General features: G+C 36.5%; 21 protein-coding genes and 1 riboswitch. Of the genes, 2 read left to right on the top strand and 19 right to left on the bottom strand.

Features of this window, described 5'->3' with window-relative positions; genetic code table 11:
- Positions 1–74 precede the first annotated feature (74 nt).
- Positions 75–1,547 carry an APC family permease gene (locus tag CP368_RS01240; protein WP_087176155.1) on the top strand — a complete coding sequence of 491 codons (1,473 nt, stop codon included), beginning with the start codon at positions 75–77 and terminating at the stop codon, positions 1,545–1,547.
- 17 nt (positions 1,548–1,564) lie between these two features.
- On the opposite strand, the gene CP368_RS01235 is transcribed toward CP368_RS01240, so the two are convergent.
- The 4 genes from CP368_RS01235 to CP368_RS01220 all read right to left on the bottom strand — a co-directional run bounded on the left by CP368_RS01235 (position 1,565) and on the right by CP368_RS01220 (position 4,427).
- Positions 1,565–2,059: a pyridoxamine 5'-phosphate oxidase family protein gene (locus CP368_RS01235; RefSeq protein WP_087176156.1), complete on the bottom strand. Its 495-nt coding sequence runs from the start codon at positions 2,057–2,059 to the stop codon at positions 1,565–1,567.
- Positions 2,060–2,171: 112 nt separating this feature from the next.
- Positions 2,172–2,549, bottom strand: coding sequence for a fluoride efflux transporter CrcB (gene crcB, locus CP368_RS01230; RefSeq protein ID WP_087176157.1), 378 nt, complete (start codon positions 2,547–2,549; stop codon positions 2,172–2,174).
- A 1-nt stretch (position 2,550) separates the two neighbouring features.
- Positions 2,551–2,934 (bottom strand): CrcB family protein, encoded by a 384-nt coding sequence (locus CP368_RS01225; protein WP_087176158.1) that lies wholly within the window; start codon positions 2,932–2,934, stop codon positions 2,551–2,553.
- Between the two features lie 44 nt (positions 2,935–2,978).
- A riboswitch (Fluoride riboswitch) is annotated at positions 2,979–3,037 on the bottom strand.
- A 109-nt stretch (positions 3,038–3,146) separates the two neighbouring features.
- Entirely contained in the window at positions 3,147–4,427 is a 1,281-nt protein-coding gene (locus CP368_RS01220; RefSeq protein WP_098045664.1) for an ISL3 family transposase, read from the bottom strand.
- Between the two features lie 265 nt (positions 4,428–4,692).
- Here CP368_RS01220 and CP368_RS01215 point away from each other — a divergent pair, with 265 nt between their 5' ends.
- On the top strand, positions 4,693–5,505 hold the full coding sequence (locus CP368_RS01215; RefSeq protein WP_098045663.1) for a site-specific integrase: 813 nt from the start codon (positions 4,693–4,695) through the stop codon (positions 5,503–5,505).
- Here CP368_RS01215 and CP368_RS01210 read toward each other — a convergent pair.
- The 15 genes from CP368_RS01210 to CP368_RS01140 all read right to left on the bottom strand — a co-directional run bounded on the left by CP368_RS01210 (position 5,486) and on the right by CP368_RS01140 (position 17,016).
- On the bottom strand, positions 5,486–6,190 hold the full coding sequence (locus tag CP368_RS01210) for a biotin--[acetyl-CoA-carboxylase] ligase (RefSeq protein WP_087235560.1): 705 nt from the start codon (positions 6,188–6,190) through the stop codon (positions 5,486–5,488). The two genes, CP368_RS01215 and CP368_RS01210, sit on opposite strands and share 20 nt — an antisense overlap.
- Position 6,191: 1 nt before the next feature.
- Positions 6,192–6,950 carry an enoyl-ACP reductase FabI gene (fabI, locus tag CP368_RS01205; protein ID WP_098045662.1) on the bottom strand — a complete coding sequence of 253 codons (759 nt, stop codon included), beginning with the start codon at positions 6,948–6,950 and terminating at the stop codon, positions 6,192–6,194.
- 8 nt (positions 6,951–6,958) lie between these two features.
- Complete coding sequence (accA, locus tag CP368_RS01200; protein WP_098045661.1) at positions 6,959–7,729, bottom strand: carboxyltransferase subunit alpha; 771 nt, start codon at positions 7,727–7,729, stop codon at positions 6,959–6,961.
- Positions 7,722–8,573, bottom strand: coding sequence for an acetyl-CoA carboxylase carboxyltransferase subunit beta (locus tag CP368_RS01195; protein WP_098045660.1), 852 nt, complete (start codon positions 8,571–8,573; stop codon positions 7,722–7,724). Before CP368_RS01195 ends, accA begins: the two co-directional genes overlap by 8 nt.
- Complete coding sequence (gene accC, locus CP368_RS01190; RefSeq protein ID WP_098045659.1) at positions 8,551–9,936, bottom strand: acetyl-CoA carboxylase biotin carboxylase subunit; 1,386 nt, start codon at positions 9,934–9,936, stop codon at positions 8,551–8,553. Before accC ends, CP368_RS01195 begins: the two co-directional genes overlap by 23 nt.
- 9 nt (positions 9,937–9,945) lie before the next feature.
- Entirely contained in the window at positions 9,946–10,377 is a 432-nt protein-coding gene (gene fabZ / locus CP368_RS01185; RefSeq protein WP_087235565.1) for a 3-hydroxyacyl-ACP dehydratase FabZ, read from the bottom strand.
- A 1-nt stretch (position 10,378) separates the two neighbouring features.
- Positions 10,379–10,837: an acetyl-CoA carboxylase biotin carboxyl carrier protein gene (accB, locus tag CP368_RS01180; protein WP_087176166.1), complete on the bottom strand. Its 459-nt coding sequence runs from the start codon at positions 10,835–10,837 to the stop codon at positions 10,379–10,381.
- Positions 10,837–12,072 (bottom strand): beta-ketoacyl-ACP synthase II, encoded by a 1,236-nt coding sequence (fabF, locus tag CP368_RS01175; protein WP_098036285.1) that lies wholly within the window; start codon positions 12,070–12,072, stop codon positions 10,837–10,839. Before fabF ends, accB begins: the two co-directional genes overlap by 1 nt.
- Positions 12,073–12,083: 11 nt before the next feature.
- Positions 12,084–12,815 carry a 3-oxoacyl-ACP reductase family protein gene (locus CP368_RS01170; RefSeq protein WP_087176168.1) on the bottom strand — a complete coding sequence of 244 codons (732 nt, stop codon included), beginning with the start codon at positions 12,813–12,815 and terminating at the stop codon, positions 12,084–12,086.
- Entirely contained in the window at positions 12,799–13,743 is a 945-nt protein-coding gene (locus CP368_RS01165) for an ACP S-malonyltransferase (RefSeq protein WP_098036283.1), read from the bottom strand. The genes CP368_RS01170 and CP368_RS01165 overlap by 17 nt, the downstream gene beginning before the upstream one ends.
- A complete protein-coding gene (locus tag CP368_RS01160) occupies positions 13,743–13,988 on the bottom strand; it encodes an acyl carrier protein (protein ID WP_087176170.1) in 246 nt (81 codons plus the stop codon). The genes CP368_RS01165 and CP368_RS01160 overlap by 1 nt, the downstream gene beginning before the upstream one ends.
- 19 nt (positions 13,989–14,007) lie before the next feature.
- Complete coding sequence (locus CP368_RS01155) at positions 14,008–14,976, bottom strand: beta-ketoacyl-ACP synthase III (RefSeq protein WP_369822576.1); 969 nt, start codon at positions 14,974–14,976, stop codon at positions 14,008–14,010.
- 15 nt (positions 14,977–14,991) lie between these two features.
- Entirely contained in the window at positions 14,992–15,429 is a 438-nt protein-coding gene (locus CP368_RS01150; protein WP_087176172.1) for a MarR family winged helix-turn-helix transcriptional regulator, read from the bottom strand.
- A 61-nt stretch (positions 15,430–15,490) separates the two neighbouring features.
- Positions 15,491–15,889 carry a 3-hydroxyacyl-ACP dehydratase FabZ gene (fabZ, locus tag CP368_RS01145; protein WP_098045657.1) on the bottom strand — a complete coding sequence of 133 codons (399 nt, stop codon included), beginning with the start codon at positions 15,887–15,889 and terminating at the stop codon, positions 15,491–15,493.
- Between the two features lie 227 nt (positions 15,890–16,116).
- Complete coding sequence (locus CP368_RS01140) at positions 16,117–17,016, bottom strand: aldose 1-epimerase family protein (RefSeq protein WP_098043679.1); 900 nt, start codon at positions 17,014–17,016, stop codon at positions 16,117–16,119.
- Between the last annotated feature and the right edge of the window lie 116 nt (positions 17,017–17,132).

Raw genomic sequence — 17,132 nt, 5'->3', positions numbered from 1 at the left:
ACTTGCCCTGTTCGCCCCCTGAACATAAAGATATTTAAATGTAATTGAATAAATACTTGGAGGAAAATATTTTTATGTCAGAGGAAATAGAAACCATTAATTTTGAGCCCGGCAAAAAACATTATATGAGCTGGCCGGTCATCGCATTAATCGACTTTGTTACTATCATCAGTTTTGAAAACATCTTCTATCCATTTCAAAACCAAGGATTATCTGTAGTTGTATCTTGGATTTTCCTTTTATTTGCCTACGTTATTCCTTATGCTCTTATGTCCAGTCAAATGGGATTAACGTTTACAGATCAGGCCGGAGGCTTAGCATCATGGGTACGTCATTCATCTAATGACACTCTCGGTTACTGGACTTCTTGGATGTATTGGGTTCAAACTGTACCATACTTAGTTGACGTTTCTAACTCAGTCATCGTGTCATTCTCCTGGATTATTCTAGGAAACAACACGCTAGACAAGCATATGTCTACTTTCTGGTTTGGAATTCTTACTTTCGTAATCATTTTAGTCTTTATCTTGATTGAAAATGCCATTAAGAATTCACTTGAACTGCTCTCATTAATCGGTGGTGGTGCAATGTTCATCATGTCCATGCTCTTTGTTTTACTTGCTGTTTGGGCAGTAATGCATGGTCATCATATTGCCACGCAACCATTTAACTGGGGTGCATTCAAACCATCATTTAGTTTGCGTTACTTCTCTACCACCGGATTATTAATTTTTGCTATGTCCGGTGCTGAACTTGCTGCTCCTTACATTGTGCAAATGCGTGATCCTAAGCACGAATTTCCTAAAGCAATGTGGATGTTGGCATTAATGACTGGTTTCTTAACTATCTTTGGTACCCTAGCTTTAGCAATGTTCTTTAACGCACACCACATCCCACATGACTTCAAGATGAATGGTCCTTACTACGCTTTCCAACTTTTAGGTGAAAGTTTAGGTTGGGGTAAAATCTTGATGTACATCTTTGCAGTTGTCCAAGCTCTCTTCATGATGGCTCAATTAGCTGTTTTGCTTGATGCTTCAAGCCGTGTATTTGCTGGTGACGTTGCTGATAGATACATGCCTAAGTGGTTAACCGGTAAAAAGGATAAGACCGGTCGTCCAGTTCACTCATATACTTTAACTTGTGGCTTAGCATTATTCTTACTCTTACTTACTGGTACTTTGCCAAACATTAACTCAATTTATAATTGGCTCTTAAATATTAATGGTATTATTTCACCATATAAGACTTGTTGGGTATTCTTTGCTTTCGTAATGTTAAGAATGCACCAAGAAAAGTTCCATTCAGATTATGTCTTTATCAAAAACAAGACTGGTGCTCTAATTATGGGCTGGTGGTGCTTGATCTTCACTTTCATCTGTGCAACTTTAGGATTCATTCCTCAAGAAGCTGAGGCAACATTTGGTAGTGCTGCATTTAACCACCAATTACTTATGAATATCATTACGGTAATTGTTCTCTTCGGTTTAGGATTCTTGCTTCCATGGTTACGTAAGCGCGAAGAAAAACGTGAAATGAATATATAATAAAAAAGGAGATGGCGCTAAGCCATCTCCTCTTTGTTTTGGTTGATAAAATCGAATTGCTTTTGAAAAACTTTTTTCTCACGTAAATCATACACTGATCCAATCACAGGTGTTAATGCAAAAGCTCTTAATGTATCAAAGTCTTCTGTCTTATTTGCATAGATATGATGCATTTCCGGCTTAATTTCAAAAATTTTATTCAAATAAGACGGACTAATTTCATCAACATATCCTTGCAAAGTAAAACCTACGCTAGTTAAAGTTTCTCGACCACGTAATGCTGTGATAGATACGCGATTATGTCTTTTTAGATTACGGTAAAAACTTTTTTGATTCGTAGTAGCGAAAATTAAGCGACCATTTTCATTAAAATCGATGTCTATAACATTGGTATGTGGTTCTCCGTTTTCATCTACTGTACCAAAAATTGCTGAATGAAAGCAATCTACAATTAAATCCAAAAATTCATCATTACCAATATCATCAGTTAATTCAGGAACGTGTTGTCTCATTGTTTTTTCCATTTCTATATCACTCTATTACATCTTTAATAAAGATTTTATTTCTTAAGTGACATAGTGTCAATGAATATACTACATATTTAGAATAACTTAATTATTGAATCTATTTACACAGTTGTCCTATCCAAAAGCCTATGAAAACTAAAATTACTCCCCCCAGATATGAGGTCACTGCATAAAGAATCAAGCCATGGTAATTTCTACTTTTATATAATTCAACTAATTCAGTATTCATTGTCGAAAAAGTTGTATAACCGCCTAATACACCGGTTCCAACTAAGGAATAGAAAAAGACATTGGTTCCAAGACCAAATATAATGCCTAAAATAAGTGCCCCCGTTAAGTTAATAAACAATGTGGGAGTTGGCAAATTAGAAAACTGTTTACCTATCCATTCCCAATGTTTTTTACCATAATTAGTTATTGCATATCTAATCATCGCACCAATTGACGCACCAAGTCCTGCTAATAGAATCTCCACTTTAATCTTCCTTTCTAAGCAACATTCCCACGTTTTTGCCGATTCTCATACCTAAAAAGGCAAAAATAAAGCCAAAAATAATTGAACTCAAAAAATAAATTAAAGCAGTCAATGGTAAACCGGCTTGAATATTTTTTAAAATATCTAAATTAAAAGTAGAAAACGTTGTAAAAGCCCCCACAAAGCCCGTACCAATTCCTACAGTTAACCATTGACGGAAATCTTTAAATTCCATAAAAAAGTAAGTGAAAAAGGCTAATAAAAAACAACCTATGATATTTCCCCAGAAGGTACCATAAAAACTCCATTGAGCATTTAAGCTATAGCGCGCCATGCCACCAAAAAAGGCAAAACAGGCTATACTAATATAATTGCTAATTTTCATTAAAAACATTCCCCCAAACAAAAAGCGTCCACTCTATCCCTCTGGATAAAGTAGACGTCATTAGATTACTCGGTTAATGGTGAACGTCATCACCTATTTAGTTAACAAATATGATGATACAACTTAATTTCAGGTTTCGCAAGTTACTATTTTGGCTCTCTGTCAAATCGTGTTGATAGAAGTCAACTATAATTTAATAATTGGATTAAGCATCAAGCTGCTATGTACCAGCTTGATGCTTTTTCTTTGATAATGGCACCTTTTTCTTCTAACTGAATTCTAGTTATCAAATGAGTAAAATTAGCGTAGCCATAAGCAGTACGCTCAATTTGTTTAATCTTGCGGTTTGTACCTTCAAGACAGCCGTTAGATTCATCAAACTTAGCAGCGTTGAGAATATCATGAAGATTTCGTTTGAAAGTATTCAACGTGGTATGCATCATGTTGCCAACGTGATCTTTGCTTTTGATTAAATCTTTGAGCTTATCGGTATCTCTGTCTCTTAAAGCTTTACTGATATCTTGCATAAGATTGTAGGTGTTCTCAAGCTCGGGACTTAGTCTGAGTCCATCAGCTACAACTTGTTCCTGAGTCAGAGTATCCTTTAGCCTTGGTTGATGGTACGGCTTTACTTTTTCAAGATCCTCAAATGGTTTGAGATACAGTTTCCAATAATATTTAAGCAGGTTATATTCTTTGGTGCCTTTCTTGTGCTTCTTCATTTCTTGAATACGGCAAGAATTAAAAGAACGATTGAGCATTTGAACGATATGGAAACGGTCAAGAATTACTTGAGCATTAGGAAAAAGCTCCTTAGCCATGATGTCATAGTAGTAATTAAGATCCATAGTTACAGTTTTGACCTTGTTTCTTACCGTAAGAGGAAAACGTTTGAAGTAGTTGATGATATCTTTCTTAAGTCTGGTAGGCAGCACTTTAACTATTTTATGAGTATGACCATCAATAGCGATAAAGTGCAGCTGTCTGCCAACGCCTCTGAATTCATCAAAGGCTAAGTATTCTGGCAGCCAATCGGTATCTTCAACGGTAGAGTAACCGTATCGCTCCAATACGCGCTGTACAGTGTTGGTTGAGGTCGAAGTTTGTCTGGCAATGCTTTTCATGGACCAATCTTCAGTTAGAGAACCAATAATTTTACGTTTAGTGGCGTTAGAGATACAGCAGTATTTTTCTACTAATTCCGTTTCAGCCATTGAATTCATATGACAATCGCGACAAATAACTCGCTGCTTGGCTACTCTGATAAAGACAGGCAAGCTAGCATCTAAAGCAGGATAGCGCACATTAGAATATAAATGACCATTGTGGACGATATTAGTTGAGCCACAATTAAGACATTGATCTAGATGAGCTACTGCATGGTAAAACTTTGCATCGCGATTACGATACTTTCCAATTGAAATATCCAAGAATTCTAACAGTGGGTCTTTAATATTCAGAGAAAATTTAATACAATCATTGTATGAGGACATAAGCAAAACACCTTAATTTCTAAAGAGTGGTATCAAAGGATTTTATGTAGTGAGGCTTATGCCTCTTTTTTCTACCAAAAAATCCCATTGATAGAATATCATAGAAATCTATCAACAGGATTTATCATAGAGCCACTATTTTTTGATTTGCTAGGTTGAACGAAGTGAAACCTAGCTTTTTATTTTTTAAAGTAGAATTTAGTAACAATCTACTTAAGGATGATATGATATAATAAAATAAAAAATTCAAGAAAGGATTTTTGCAATGTTTCCCTATGAAGATAAATTTCAAACATATTGCAAACAAAAAAAGCAATTAGCGCCTTCTACAATTGCACTTGCTGCTAAATCAATCACTACTTTTTGGAATTATTACGCCACTAATATCGGCCCCAGTGCTTCTATCAATGAAGTTACCACGAGCGACATTCGCAACTTTTTAGATTCTCTTGAACAAAAGATGCACTTCAAGAGCAATACAGTTAACAAGTATCTCAGTCACTTAAAAATGTATTTTGTCTTTTTGGCCGAATATGGCTTTATAAATTCCTACCCACTTTTCACATTACGTGGAAATAAATTTGATCGTAAACAAAAGTACGTTATCAACTGGATGGATCATTTGTCAGAATTGACTAAAATGACTAAATTACATCCAGAAACTATTAATATGATGACAGCTATTTCACTCGGCTACAAGCCAGCTGAAATATTAACTATGCGCATTAACACTCTGCTTGATCAAGTTTCTGATTCACAATTAAAGAAATATCTACAAGCCCATACTGACTTTTCACAAGATGCTAACCCATATATTTTTGCAACCAAAAGTGGCGATCACTATGCTTCAGATTTTAATATCAATCAAAAAATCGCACCAGATCGTGATCTAATTGGTATGCAACTAACTAGTCATAAATTACGCATGAGCTTTGTTTACTCAATTCTATCTAATCCTAAGCTCTCAGACGAAGAAATCCTCAAAACATTGCGCATTCCTCTTAAATCTCTGAACTACTACCGCAAAAATATGATGCTCTATGTTGAAACTACGGAATTTAAGTTAACTCAACCTTAGTCACTTCTCCACTTGAAAAGCTATGAGCTTCATTATTTGTTAAAATAACCAACTTTCCTGCATCATCAATAGTCTTAACTAGTCCTGTCACTTCTTTTTTACCCAGCTTAAGATTTACTCTTTTACCTATTAGCCAAGATAGTTTGCGATATTGCTCCATAAACTGATTTTGACCATAATTTTTACTTGCTAAATCAACTGCTTGTAAAAGTTCATTGGTCATTTTTTTATGCTCAAAAAGAGTATCCGAAATGTACCCTGCTTTGAATCTTATCTGCTCTGGAAAATCGTGCGTTGCGATATTGATGCCGACACCAATTATTAAGCCACTATTCTCATATTCCGTTAAAATACCTGCTACCTTTTTATTTTTTAAATAAATATCATTAACCCATTTCAAACGGAAGTCTTTTTGAGGATAAAATTTTCTGAGCACATCAACTACATTGGTGGCTATACATGGCGTTAATAAATTGATTTTTTCCCGTACAATTTCAAAATTAGGAAAAGCCATACTAAAATAAATTCCTGTTTGAGCGGGCGAATAGAAAAAGCGACCTCGTTTGCCATAACCATTAGTTTGGCTTTGGGCAACAAAAGCCGCTTTTTTCTTGTTTTTATTTTTCAAATAATCTTTAGCCAAATCTTGTGTAGATTCAACCTGATCATATTGATAAACTTGCATTTTATCTTAAGTGAACACCCTTATCAACAAAAATCACGTCACCAGTTAAACCAGTTGCTAGATCACTCATTAGGAAAGCACAAGTATTTCCAACTTCTTCTTTAGTGACATTCACACCATCAACGGTTTCGCTTTGAGAGATTTTCAATAAATCAGCATGTCCTTTAATACCAGAAACTGCTAAAGTCTTCATTGCCCCTGCTGAAATAGCATTTACGCGAACACCTGCTTTACCTAAATCACGTGCCAAATAGCGGACACTAGATTCAAGAGCTGCCTTAGCAATGCCCATAGTATTGTAATTAGGCAAGGCACGATCGCTACCCATATAAGTTAATGTGACAATGCTGGCAGGATTATTTAAAATAGCAGCTCCTTCTTTGGCAACAGCGAGTAATGAATATGCGGAAACATCTAGAGCTTGACTAAAACCTGCGCGAGTTGAATTAAGAATCGAGCCGCCAAGTTCTTCTTTTTTAGCAAAAGCAATGGCATGAACAATTCCATCGATTTTACCAAAACGACTCTCAATAAGATCAAAAGCGTTGGCAATACTTTCATCATTGGCAACATCACATTCAATTAAACGATTTTCATCCGTTACTAACTTGGAAATAAATTTCTTTAAGCGTTCGTTTTGATATGTATAAATCACTTCTGCGCCTTGCTGCTCCATTGCTTGTGCACATCCCCAAGCAATAGAACGATTATTAGCAACGCCCATTACCAAAATTTTCTTTCCTGTTAAGATACCACTCATTTTTTCACCTAAAACTTCCTAAAACGTTCATAGCGTCTTACTAATAGCTCTTCAGCAGATAAATTTTGCAGCTTATCTAATTCAGTTTGTAAAACTTGCTCAATATTTTGACATACTTGCAGATGGTCTGCTGGCTCGTCAATAATACCTTCAATTACCTTTTGCTGTAACAGATCCTTTGGTGTTAACCGCATCACTTCCGCAGCTTCTGCTGCTTTTTTAGCATCTTTCCATAAAATAGAAGCAAAACCTTCAGGAGACAAAACAGAATAAATACTATCTTCTAGCATCCATACTCCGTCACCACAGGCAAGAGCTAAAGCACCGCCTGATCCACCTTCACCATATATTATGGTAATAATTGGCGTTTTAGCTTGGCCAATACGCAAAAGATTTTGCGCAATTGCTTCACCTTGGCCATTTTCTTCTGCACTTTTACCTGGATAAGCACCCGCAGTATCTACAAATAAAAATACTGGTCGATGAAACTTGGCTGCATTTTCTACTAAGCGACAAGCTTTGCGATATCCACTAGGCTCTGGTTGGCCAAAGTGCTTTTCTATTCGTTCATTTAGACTATGGCCGCGACTAGTAGTAATGACAGTTACCGGTTGACCATGAAACGTTGCTAATCCGCCAACAATTGCTGGATCATCACCACTTAAGTCATCACCATGCAATTCAAAGAAATCTGGAAAAAGGACTTTTCTTAATTCATGACCTGAGATATGTTTTTCATCCCTAGCTGCCTGAACAACTTCCATTGCTTTCTTAGTCATTTGCTTCACCACCAAACTTCAAAAGCCACTCGATTGTGCTTCTTTCATCTTGTCTTTTGACTATATGATCAATAAAGCCGTGTTTAAGCACATTCTCCGCATCCTGCAAATCAGGAGCAATCTCTTGGTGGATTGTTTGCTCAATTACACGTTGACCGGCAAAGCCAACCATTGCATGTGGTTCAGCTAGAGTTATGTCTGCTTCTGTCGCAAAACTAGCAGTTACTCCTCCAGTAGTTGGATCAGTTAAAACGGCAATATACAAAAGACCAGCTTGACTGTGCTTAGCAACGGCATTGGATACTTTAGCCATTTGCATTAATGATAAGATACCTTCTTGCATGCGGGCACCACCAGATGCAGTAAATAAAACAACAGGCAATCCTTTTTTTGTAGCTTTTTCAAATAAACGGGTAATTTTTTCACCAGTCATTTGACCTAATGAACCCATAATAAAAGTGGGATCCATGATGCCTAGTGCAAAGCTTTGACCGTCAATCTTAGCCTGTCCTGTCAAAACAGCTTCATTAAGGCCACTATTTTTCTTTGCTTTAGCTATCTTTTGATCATAATTGGGAAATTTGAGTGGATCTGAAGGCGAAATCTCGCTGTCCCATTCCTCAAAATCATCGACTAACCATTCAATTCGCTTTTTAGCGGGAATTCTAAAACCATAATCACAATTAGGGCAGGTCAAATATGAATCTAACTGATTAGCAAAAATTTCAGTATGACACTTCGGACATTTCTTAAGTATGCCATCAGGAACGCGATCATCGGCAACTTTATTCGCCTTCACATGCTTTTCAGTTAACGTATTTTTATGCGGAAACAGCTTGACCATGTGCACGCTCCTTCCATTTAGGTAAAAATTCCTTCTCTAAATAAGTATTAGTAAATTTGCTGCTCTTAAATCCGGGATCCTTTAAAATTGCTAAATGAAATTCTTGGTTTGTAGTAATTTCGCGAATAACCATTTCTTTTAACAACCGTTCCATTTTAGCAATTGCTTCTGTACGAGTTTGACCGAAAGCTACTACCTTGGCAATCATCGAATCATAGAATGGTGAAATCATGCCGCCTTGATAAAGTGCAGTATCGATTCGCATCCCTGGATTGCCAATTGGTAAATAAAGATAATCAATATTCCCTACTGAAGGCATAAAATTATTGGCCGGATCTTCCGCATTAATGCGGCATTCGATTGCATGTCCCTTTACCCTTAAATCAGCTTGAGTAAAAGGCAAATCTTGACCTGCAGCAACCATAATCTGAGCTTTTACTAGATCAACACCCGTAACCATTTCAGTAACAGTGTGTTCAACCTGAATACGAGTATTCATTTCCATAAAATAAAAATGATGGTCTTGATCCATTAAAAACTCAATGGTACCAGTATTTACATAATCTGCTGCTTCTGCTGCTTTGACTGCAATTTCACCCAAATGCTTTCGTTCAGCAGGAGTAATTAACTCACAAGGACTCTCTTCAAGCACCTTTTGCTTATTTCTCTGCAATGAACAGTCTCGCTCTGGGAAGTACACAGTATGACCAAAACTATCCCTAAAAATTTGGACCTCAATATGCTTTACATTTTGCATAACTTTTTCCAAATACATGCGATCATCACCAAAATCATTTTTAGCTTCGCTTTGAGCAGAGGCTAATGCGGCAGCCATTTCTTCGGGTTTTGTAACCTGGCGAATGCCTTTACCGCCACCGCCAGCTGCTGCCTTTAACAAAACTGGATAGCCTATTTTTTCCGCAATTTGCTTAGCTTCATCAGCTGAAGTAATAAAACCAGTACTACCTGGAGTAACTGGTACACGGTGAGCAACCATAGTTTGACGTGCATGTTCCTTATTTCCCATGCGATCAATTGTTTCAGCTTTTGGTCCGATAAAAATCAAACCGCAATCAGTGCACATCTGGGCAAACTCAGCACTTTCTGACAAAAAACCATAACCTGGATGAATTGCTTCCGCACCTGTCCCTACAGCTGCTGCTAAAATATTTTTAATATTCAAATATGAATCAGTAGGCTGCGGTCTTCCTACACAGACTGCTTCATCAGCAAGCTGTACATGCAAACTATCACGATCAGCAGTTGAGTAAATTGCGACAGTCTTAATATTCATCTCTTTTAGCGAACGAATAATGCGAACTGCAATTTCGCCTCGATTTGCTACTAAAACTTTTTTAAACATCAATTTCACCTAGCCAATCATAAATGTTAATTCTGCTTCTGCAATCTTGTGTCCATCTATAGTAGCAATGCCTTTACCTACACCAATATTTTTGCGAATCTTGGTTAATTCAGTTTTTAACACTACTTGATCACCTGGACGAGCCTCTCTCATAAAATCAGCTTTTTGAATACCACCAAAATATGCAGTCTTGCCCTGAAAATCTGAAGTACTCAAAAGAGCTACCGCTCCAGTTTGAGCCATTGCTTCAACAATTAGCGGCGAGGGGAAAGCTGGATCACTTTTTGAAGAAGCTTGCACAAACTTTTCACTAAAACTCACATTATGAATCGCTGTAGCACTTTTTCCTTCTTCAAGATCAATTACACGATCTATCAAAAGCATCGGGTATCTGTGCGGAATAATTTTTTCTATAGCAGCAATGTCTAATTCTTTAGCCATTTTAATCTTCCTTTACTGAAATCAAGGGTTGATCGACTTCAACTAAATCTTCGTTCTCAACATTAATTGCTGTTACCGTTCCAGTTAAAGTACTCTTAATTTCTGTCATCATCTTCATGGCTTCAATGATGCAAACAGTTTGACCTTTTTCTACGTGATCACCCACCTTTACAAAGGCTGGTTGACCTGGTTTTGCTTGCAGATAAACAATACCCACAATTGGAGCCTTAACTGCCGCATCCTTAGCATCAGAAGTACTTTCCACTTCAGTATCTTCAGATTTAGCTAATGTTTTAGAAGCTGGTTCTTTATTTTCAACTACTGGAGCAGGTTTACTTTGCATCTTATTAATCTTGTTTTTACTCAAGTAAAGATGAAAATCACCCTCGTCAATTTTCAATTCTCTAATATCAGAATCTTCAAACTGATCCATTAAACTTGAAATTGCTTGCAAATCCATTAATTTTCACTCCATTTTCTAAATGCTAATACAGCATTATGTCCTCCAAAGCCAAAGGAATTAGAAATCGCATATTCAGTAGAAAAGCTTTGATTATCTTGATTAATTAAATTAATTGAACACTCAGGATCTTGATTAAAACATCCCACATTCATTGGAAACTTATCTTTCATCAAACCTGCTACAGTAATTACGGCTTCAATTGCGCCAGCTGCACCTAACAAGTGTCCTGTCATGCCCTTAGTTGAAGAAACGCGCACGCTGCTATCTGATCCAAATACCTGATTAATAGCCTTGCTTTCTCCGCTATCATTAGCATGAGTTGCTGTACCATGTGCATTAATATAACCTATCTCATCCGGCGTAATCCCAGCTTCATCAATTGCCATTTGCATTGCACGAGCTGCGCCTTTACCATCTGGATCAGGTGATGTAATATGGTAGGCATCACTTGTTGTACCGTAGCCAACAATTTCTCCTAAAATCTTGGCACCACGCTTTTGTGCATGTTCCAAGCTTTCTAAAACCATTGCTCCACTGCCTTCGCCTAAGACAAAACCATTTCGATCTTGATCAAAAGGCAAAGAAGCACGGTCAGGATCTGTATTTTGTGATAAAGCAGTCAAAGCAGCAAAACCGGAGATTGCTGTTTCATTGACAGTCGCCTCACTACCACCAGTAATCATTGCTTGAGCTCGGCCTTCACGAATTTGGCGATAAGCTTCACCGATCGAATTAGTACCCGAAGCACAAGCAGTCACAATTGAGGTAGAAATATTTTGTGCATTAAAACGAATTGAAATATTTCCGGCTGCCATATTAGCAATAGCCATAGGGATAAAAAATGGAGAAACTCGACGTGGACCTTTATCATGCATGCGAATAACTTGTTGTTCAATTGTAGTTAATCCACCGATACCTGAACCAAAAATCACACCTAAATCTTCAGGCTTAGTATTTTCTTCATTGATTCCGGCCATCTTCACTGCTTCTGATGCAGTTTGTACTGCATATTGAGAATACAGATCCATTCGGCGAGCCTCTTTTTTACCAACGTATTCTTTAGGATCAAAGTCATCTATTTCGCCGGCAACCGTAATCCCAGTTTCACTCGCATCAAATTTACTAATCTTTTTAATGCCGATTTTACCTGCCAAACTATTGTTGACAAAGTTTTCATAGCCATTTCCATTAGGAGCGATGGCTCCCATTCCTGTAATTACGACTCTTTGCATTGAGATTTCTCCTACATTGTCATTCCACCATCAACCACGATAGTTTGACCCGTAATATAGTCATTTTGTGCCAAAAAAATAGCAGTCTCTGCCACTTCGTTAGCCTCACCTAGACGAGTTAATGGTATCTGCTCTAAAATATTCTTTTTTACTCTGTCTGATAATTCAGCAGTCATATCAGTATTAATCATTCCTGGTGCAATGGCATTCACACGAATATTACGCATAGCTGCTTCACGTGCTGCTGCTTTGGTAAAACCGACTAGACCTGCCTTGGCTGCAGCATAATTAGCTTGTCCTGCATTGCCATGTAAGCCGACTATACTGGACATGTTGATAACCACGCCGCTACGCTCTTTATTCATCTTTTTAATAATTGCCTTAGTTAAAAAGAAAGGAACTCGCAGATCAAGATTAATAACTTGATCGAAATCTGCTTCACGCATCCCGATCAACATTTTATCGCGATTAATACCAGCGTTATTGATTAACACGTCAATTTTCCCATATAGATCCCATGCTTTTTTAGCAAACTCTTTTAAATCTGTTTGTGCTAAATCAGCAGATAAATACTGATATTCCGCGTTTTCACTATCTAGAATAGCCTTAAATTCGTCGCTCAGTTGTTCATGTCGTCCATTAATAATGACCTTTGCACCCGCCTTAGCGAACGCTAAAGCCATCGCTTGACCAATGCCACGGGTTGAACCAGTAATCAAAACTACTTTATTTTTTAATTCCATGTTCTTCCTCAATAAATTTTTGATAATCTGTCAAATTACCAATATGATAGTGTTCAAGTTTGCGGTCAACTTGTCGTGCAAAGCTGGATAAAGTTTTTCCTGGACCGATTTCAAGAGTAGCGTCAATTCCTACTTGATCTATCAAATATTGCACACAAGAACCAAAATGAGTTGGCACAGCTAATTGTCTTTCCATAATTTCAGCCCAGTCATCAGTAAATGGTTTAACCGTAGTATTAGAAATTACTGGGATTTCAACTTGAGCAAAAGAAACGTTAGCAAGTCGTTGATGCATTTTTTTGCTTGCCTCGTTAAATAAAGGCGTATGAAAAGCACCATTTACTTTTAATTCGACAGCTCGCTTTGCTGCTTCCTGATCATTAATTTCTTGCACAGCCTTTTTAACTGCTGACTCTTCCCCACCAATTACAATTTGCTTAGGTGAATTAAAATTAGAAAAATATACTTGTTGGTCAGTATTTTGCAATGCCGTCAAAATTGCATTTACTTTATCAACATCTGGCTTGATTAACGCAGCCATGCTACTAGAAACTTGATCAGCATCTTCTTGCATATATTTTGCACGATCACTAACTAAACTAATTCCCTCTTTTAAAGAAATCGCTTTGCTGGCAATCATTGCCCCATATTCGCCTAAAGATAAGCCCACCATTCCAGCAGCATTAAAATCTGGCAAATCACGTTGTAACATCCGATAAATTCCGGCTTCAAAGGCAACTAAAGCTGGCTGAACATGAACTGTCTTTTTCAATTCATCATGCTCGCTCTTAAAATCAGCAACAATATCTTGACCGCTAGCTTCACTAGCAATTTCTACTGTTTCTTTAAAAAGCGGATCAGCTAAGAAATCAATTCCCATACCTGCCCTTTGAGCACCTTGACCGCTAAATAGTAAACCGAACTTCATTATTTTTGCTTGTCCATTTGATCCTTAACAAAATCAACTAATTGACTAATAGTTTGAATACTATCATCAGCGTCAAGTTCAATGTCATATTTATCTTCAAGTTCATTCAAGATTTCAAATAAATCTAAACTATCGGCATCTAAATCTTCTTTAATATTAGTGTCCATAGTGATCTTTTCAGGTTCAACATCTAATTCGTCTTGTGCAATTTCTTGAACATCTTTTAAAATTTCTTCTTTAGTCATTATTTTTACCTCTTATTTTCTAAAATTTAAATATTAGTGTGGCTACGGTTAATCCTCCGCCAAAACCACTCATGGCGACTAAATCGCCTTTCTTAATTACTTTATTAGCTACACATTCTGCTAAGAGAATTGCCTCACTGGCTGCAGCAGTATTGCCGTATTCAGCAATATTCATTGGGAACTTGCTTAGTGGTTGATCCAATTTTTTAGCGACTTGCTTAATTATTCGTTCATTAGCCTGATGCAATAAAAAATGATCTATTTCATCCAAATTAACATTAGCTTGTTGAGCGGCCAGTAAAATAGATTTAGGAACTTGATGCGTTGCGAAACGATATACTTCTCGACCGTCCATCTCAAAAGCAGACATTTTTCGATCATTTTCAAGCAAATCCTTTTTCGGCTTAGTATGACCAGCAGTTAACTTATTACCCATATTTCCAAAAGTTTTTAAATCCTGGCCTAATAAATGCTGCTCATTGCTTACACTTAGTAATGCAGCTCCAGCACCATCGCCAAACAAAACGGCTGTCGAACGATCATGCCAATCAATCAACTTAGATAAAACTTCCGCACCGATTACAATCGCTTTGTGCCAGTGATTGCTAAGCAAAATACTACGAGCTACAGAAATAGCATAAGAAAAGCCTGAACAAGCTGCAGACAAATCAAAGGCAACGGCATTCTTTGCTCCCAACATTGCTTGGACCATCGCCGCGGTACTCGGAGTCATATTATCAGGTGACATTGTCGCCACAATAATTAAGTCAATTTCGTCCGGAGAAAAGTTACTTTTTTCTTGTAACTTCTCTACCGCACGAAATGCTAACGAAGAAGTATTTTTCTCTGTACTTATATGTCTTCGTCTGATTCCAGTCCGCTTACTAATCCATTCATCAGAAGTATCCATGAATGAAGCCAATTGATCATTTGTAACAACTCGTTCAGGCACTGCAAAACTAGTAGCTATAAACTCAACATCTTTCACGTTTTTCAATCCCATCTAGTGTGAATTGACGAATTTCTCCAAATTTTTAAAAGCGTGATAGATCGTTTGTAATTCATCATCATTTAAATTCTGCAAAAAGCTTTTAACCATCATGTTGTGATAAGCATGATAAGCACGGCATAATACTCGTCCTTTTTTGGTTAAAGCTAATCGAACTACTCTGCGATCTTTTTCATCACGAATTCTTTCTGCATATCCCTTACGGACAAGCCGATCGACTGTCGAAGTAACTGTAGCACGTGACAAGTGCAACTTATCGGCCACTTGCGAAACGGTTAGATGATCATACATCGTAATCGCATCGATTGCATGTAACTCTTTAACAGTTAAATCTTTGAACTGACTCTTTTTAAGTTCTTCTTCTTCAATGCGATTAATACCGTAATAAGTGTTGTAAAGCGCATCATTTATCTCTTGATATAAGTGTTTCATAATCTAGTTCCTTTATCGTTTATATTCAACTTAAATTATAAAACAAAATCATTTAAATTATTTAAGAGAAAGAAAGTTCTGCACTACAAACAAGCTTATCTTGGATATATGCTTCAGTTTTAAAAATAAATTCGTCTTTAAGCTTACGTTTAACTTTAATTGTTAACTGATCTCCTGGCTTAACCATTTCTCTAAAACGAGCTTTTTTAATTTGACTCAGTTTCAAAGCAGATCGATCATTATCAAGCAATACTTCACATCCCTGCGCTAACGCTTCAACGATCAATACTCCTGGCATCACCGGATTACCCGGAAAGTGCCCTTGAAAAAATTCTTCATTCATCGTTACATTCGTCAATGCAGTTAATTCATTCGAATTTTTTTCAAGAACACAATCTACTAAACTAAGCGGCTCACTACGTCCAGTTAGCCGTTCTATTTCTACGGCATTCAAGATCATTTAGTTCACCTCTTTATTTTGCTTATCAAATAGTTTGATATTCAAATTATTTGATAAACAAATCATATTACTTTCATTTAAAATGTCAATAGTTCAATTTCGTATAGAAAATCTTGAAATTGCTTTATTTAAACAATGAAAGCCATTAAATTTATTTTTATTTTTTCTCAAAAAACAAAAAAGCCTTCCAATCGGAAAGCTTTTAAAGTCAAATATTCAAATTATTTTTATTCTTCAGGATCTGCATCTGAGTGGAACGTCATACTAAAACCGGCTTGAAATTCTTTATTAGGTTCCAAATGATTCATGCCATATTTATGTTCTAATTGACCATCTGCATCATCTCTGTCAGCAATTCCCCACCATGGCTCAATACATACATAATCCGCTGTCTTAGGATATTGTGACCAAATACCAACAAATGGTGCATTTCTGGTCCAAACATTAATATGGAATTTACTCTTGTCAGTTCTAAGTGATACTTTATTATCGTGTCCATGTAATTCATAAATTAAAGCATCATTCTTAAATAATTCATCACTCAAGGAAATAAAACTATCAGTTGAAGCTAATGAGCGGTTATTCCAATCAAGGAATGCGTTCTTTAAAGGAATTTTCACACGAGCTACAGATGGATGCATATCGAAGAAGTAATCTTCCTTCTTTTCATCATCTTTTATTGGCAAGTCAAATCCTGGATGTCCGCCAACACCAAAGATCATAGTGTCATCAGATTTATTTAAAACGCTAAAGTTTTCTTCAAGTAAATTATTCATCAAATTATAATTTACTCTAAATTCAAATTTGAAAGGATAAACCTTATGGGTTTCTTCGTTATCTTTTAACAAGAATGTGATACTTTCTTGAGTATGATTTTCAACCTCAAACTTAGAATCTCTTGCAAAACCATGTTGTCCTAAATGGTAAGTCTTACCCTTATAAGTATATTCGTCATTCTTCAGTCTACCTACAATTGGGAAAAGAACCGGTGCATGTCTTCCCCAAACTTTAGGATCAGCTTGCCACATAAATTCTTCACCAGTATGAACACTTTTAACACTTTGAATCTCAGCACCTTGATCTGAGATTACAACTTTAATCATATTATTTTCAATAGTATAATCCATAACTTAATTTGTCCTTACTTAGCTTATTTAATAATATCAAAAATATAATGTAATCGCTTTGATTACTTATATTTTAACATTAATCATTAAACAAAACAGATGCTTTTAACAAAAAA

It is taken from the genome of Lactobacillus sp. UMNPBX17, assembly GCF_002553735.1.
In the GTDB taxonomy this organism is placed as follows: Bacteria; Bacillota; Bacilli; order Lactobacillales; family Lactobacillaceae; genus Lactobacillus; species Lactobacillus gallinarum.
Note: the sequence above shows the minus strand (reverse complement) of the source record. Positions and strands in the feature narration are given on the sequence as shown.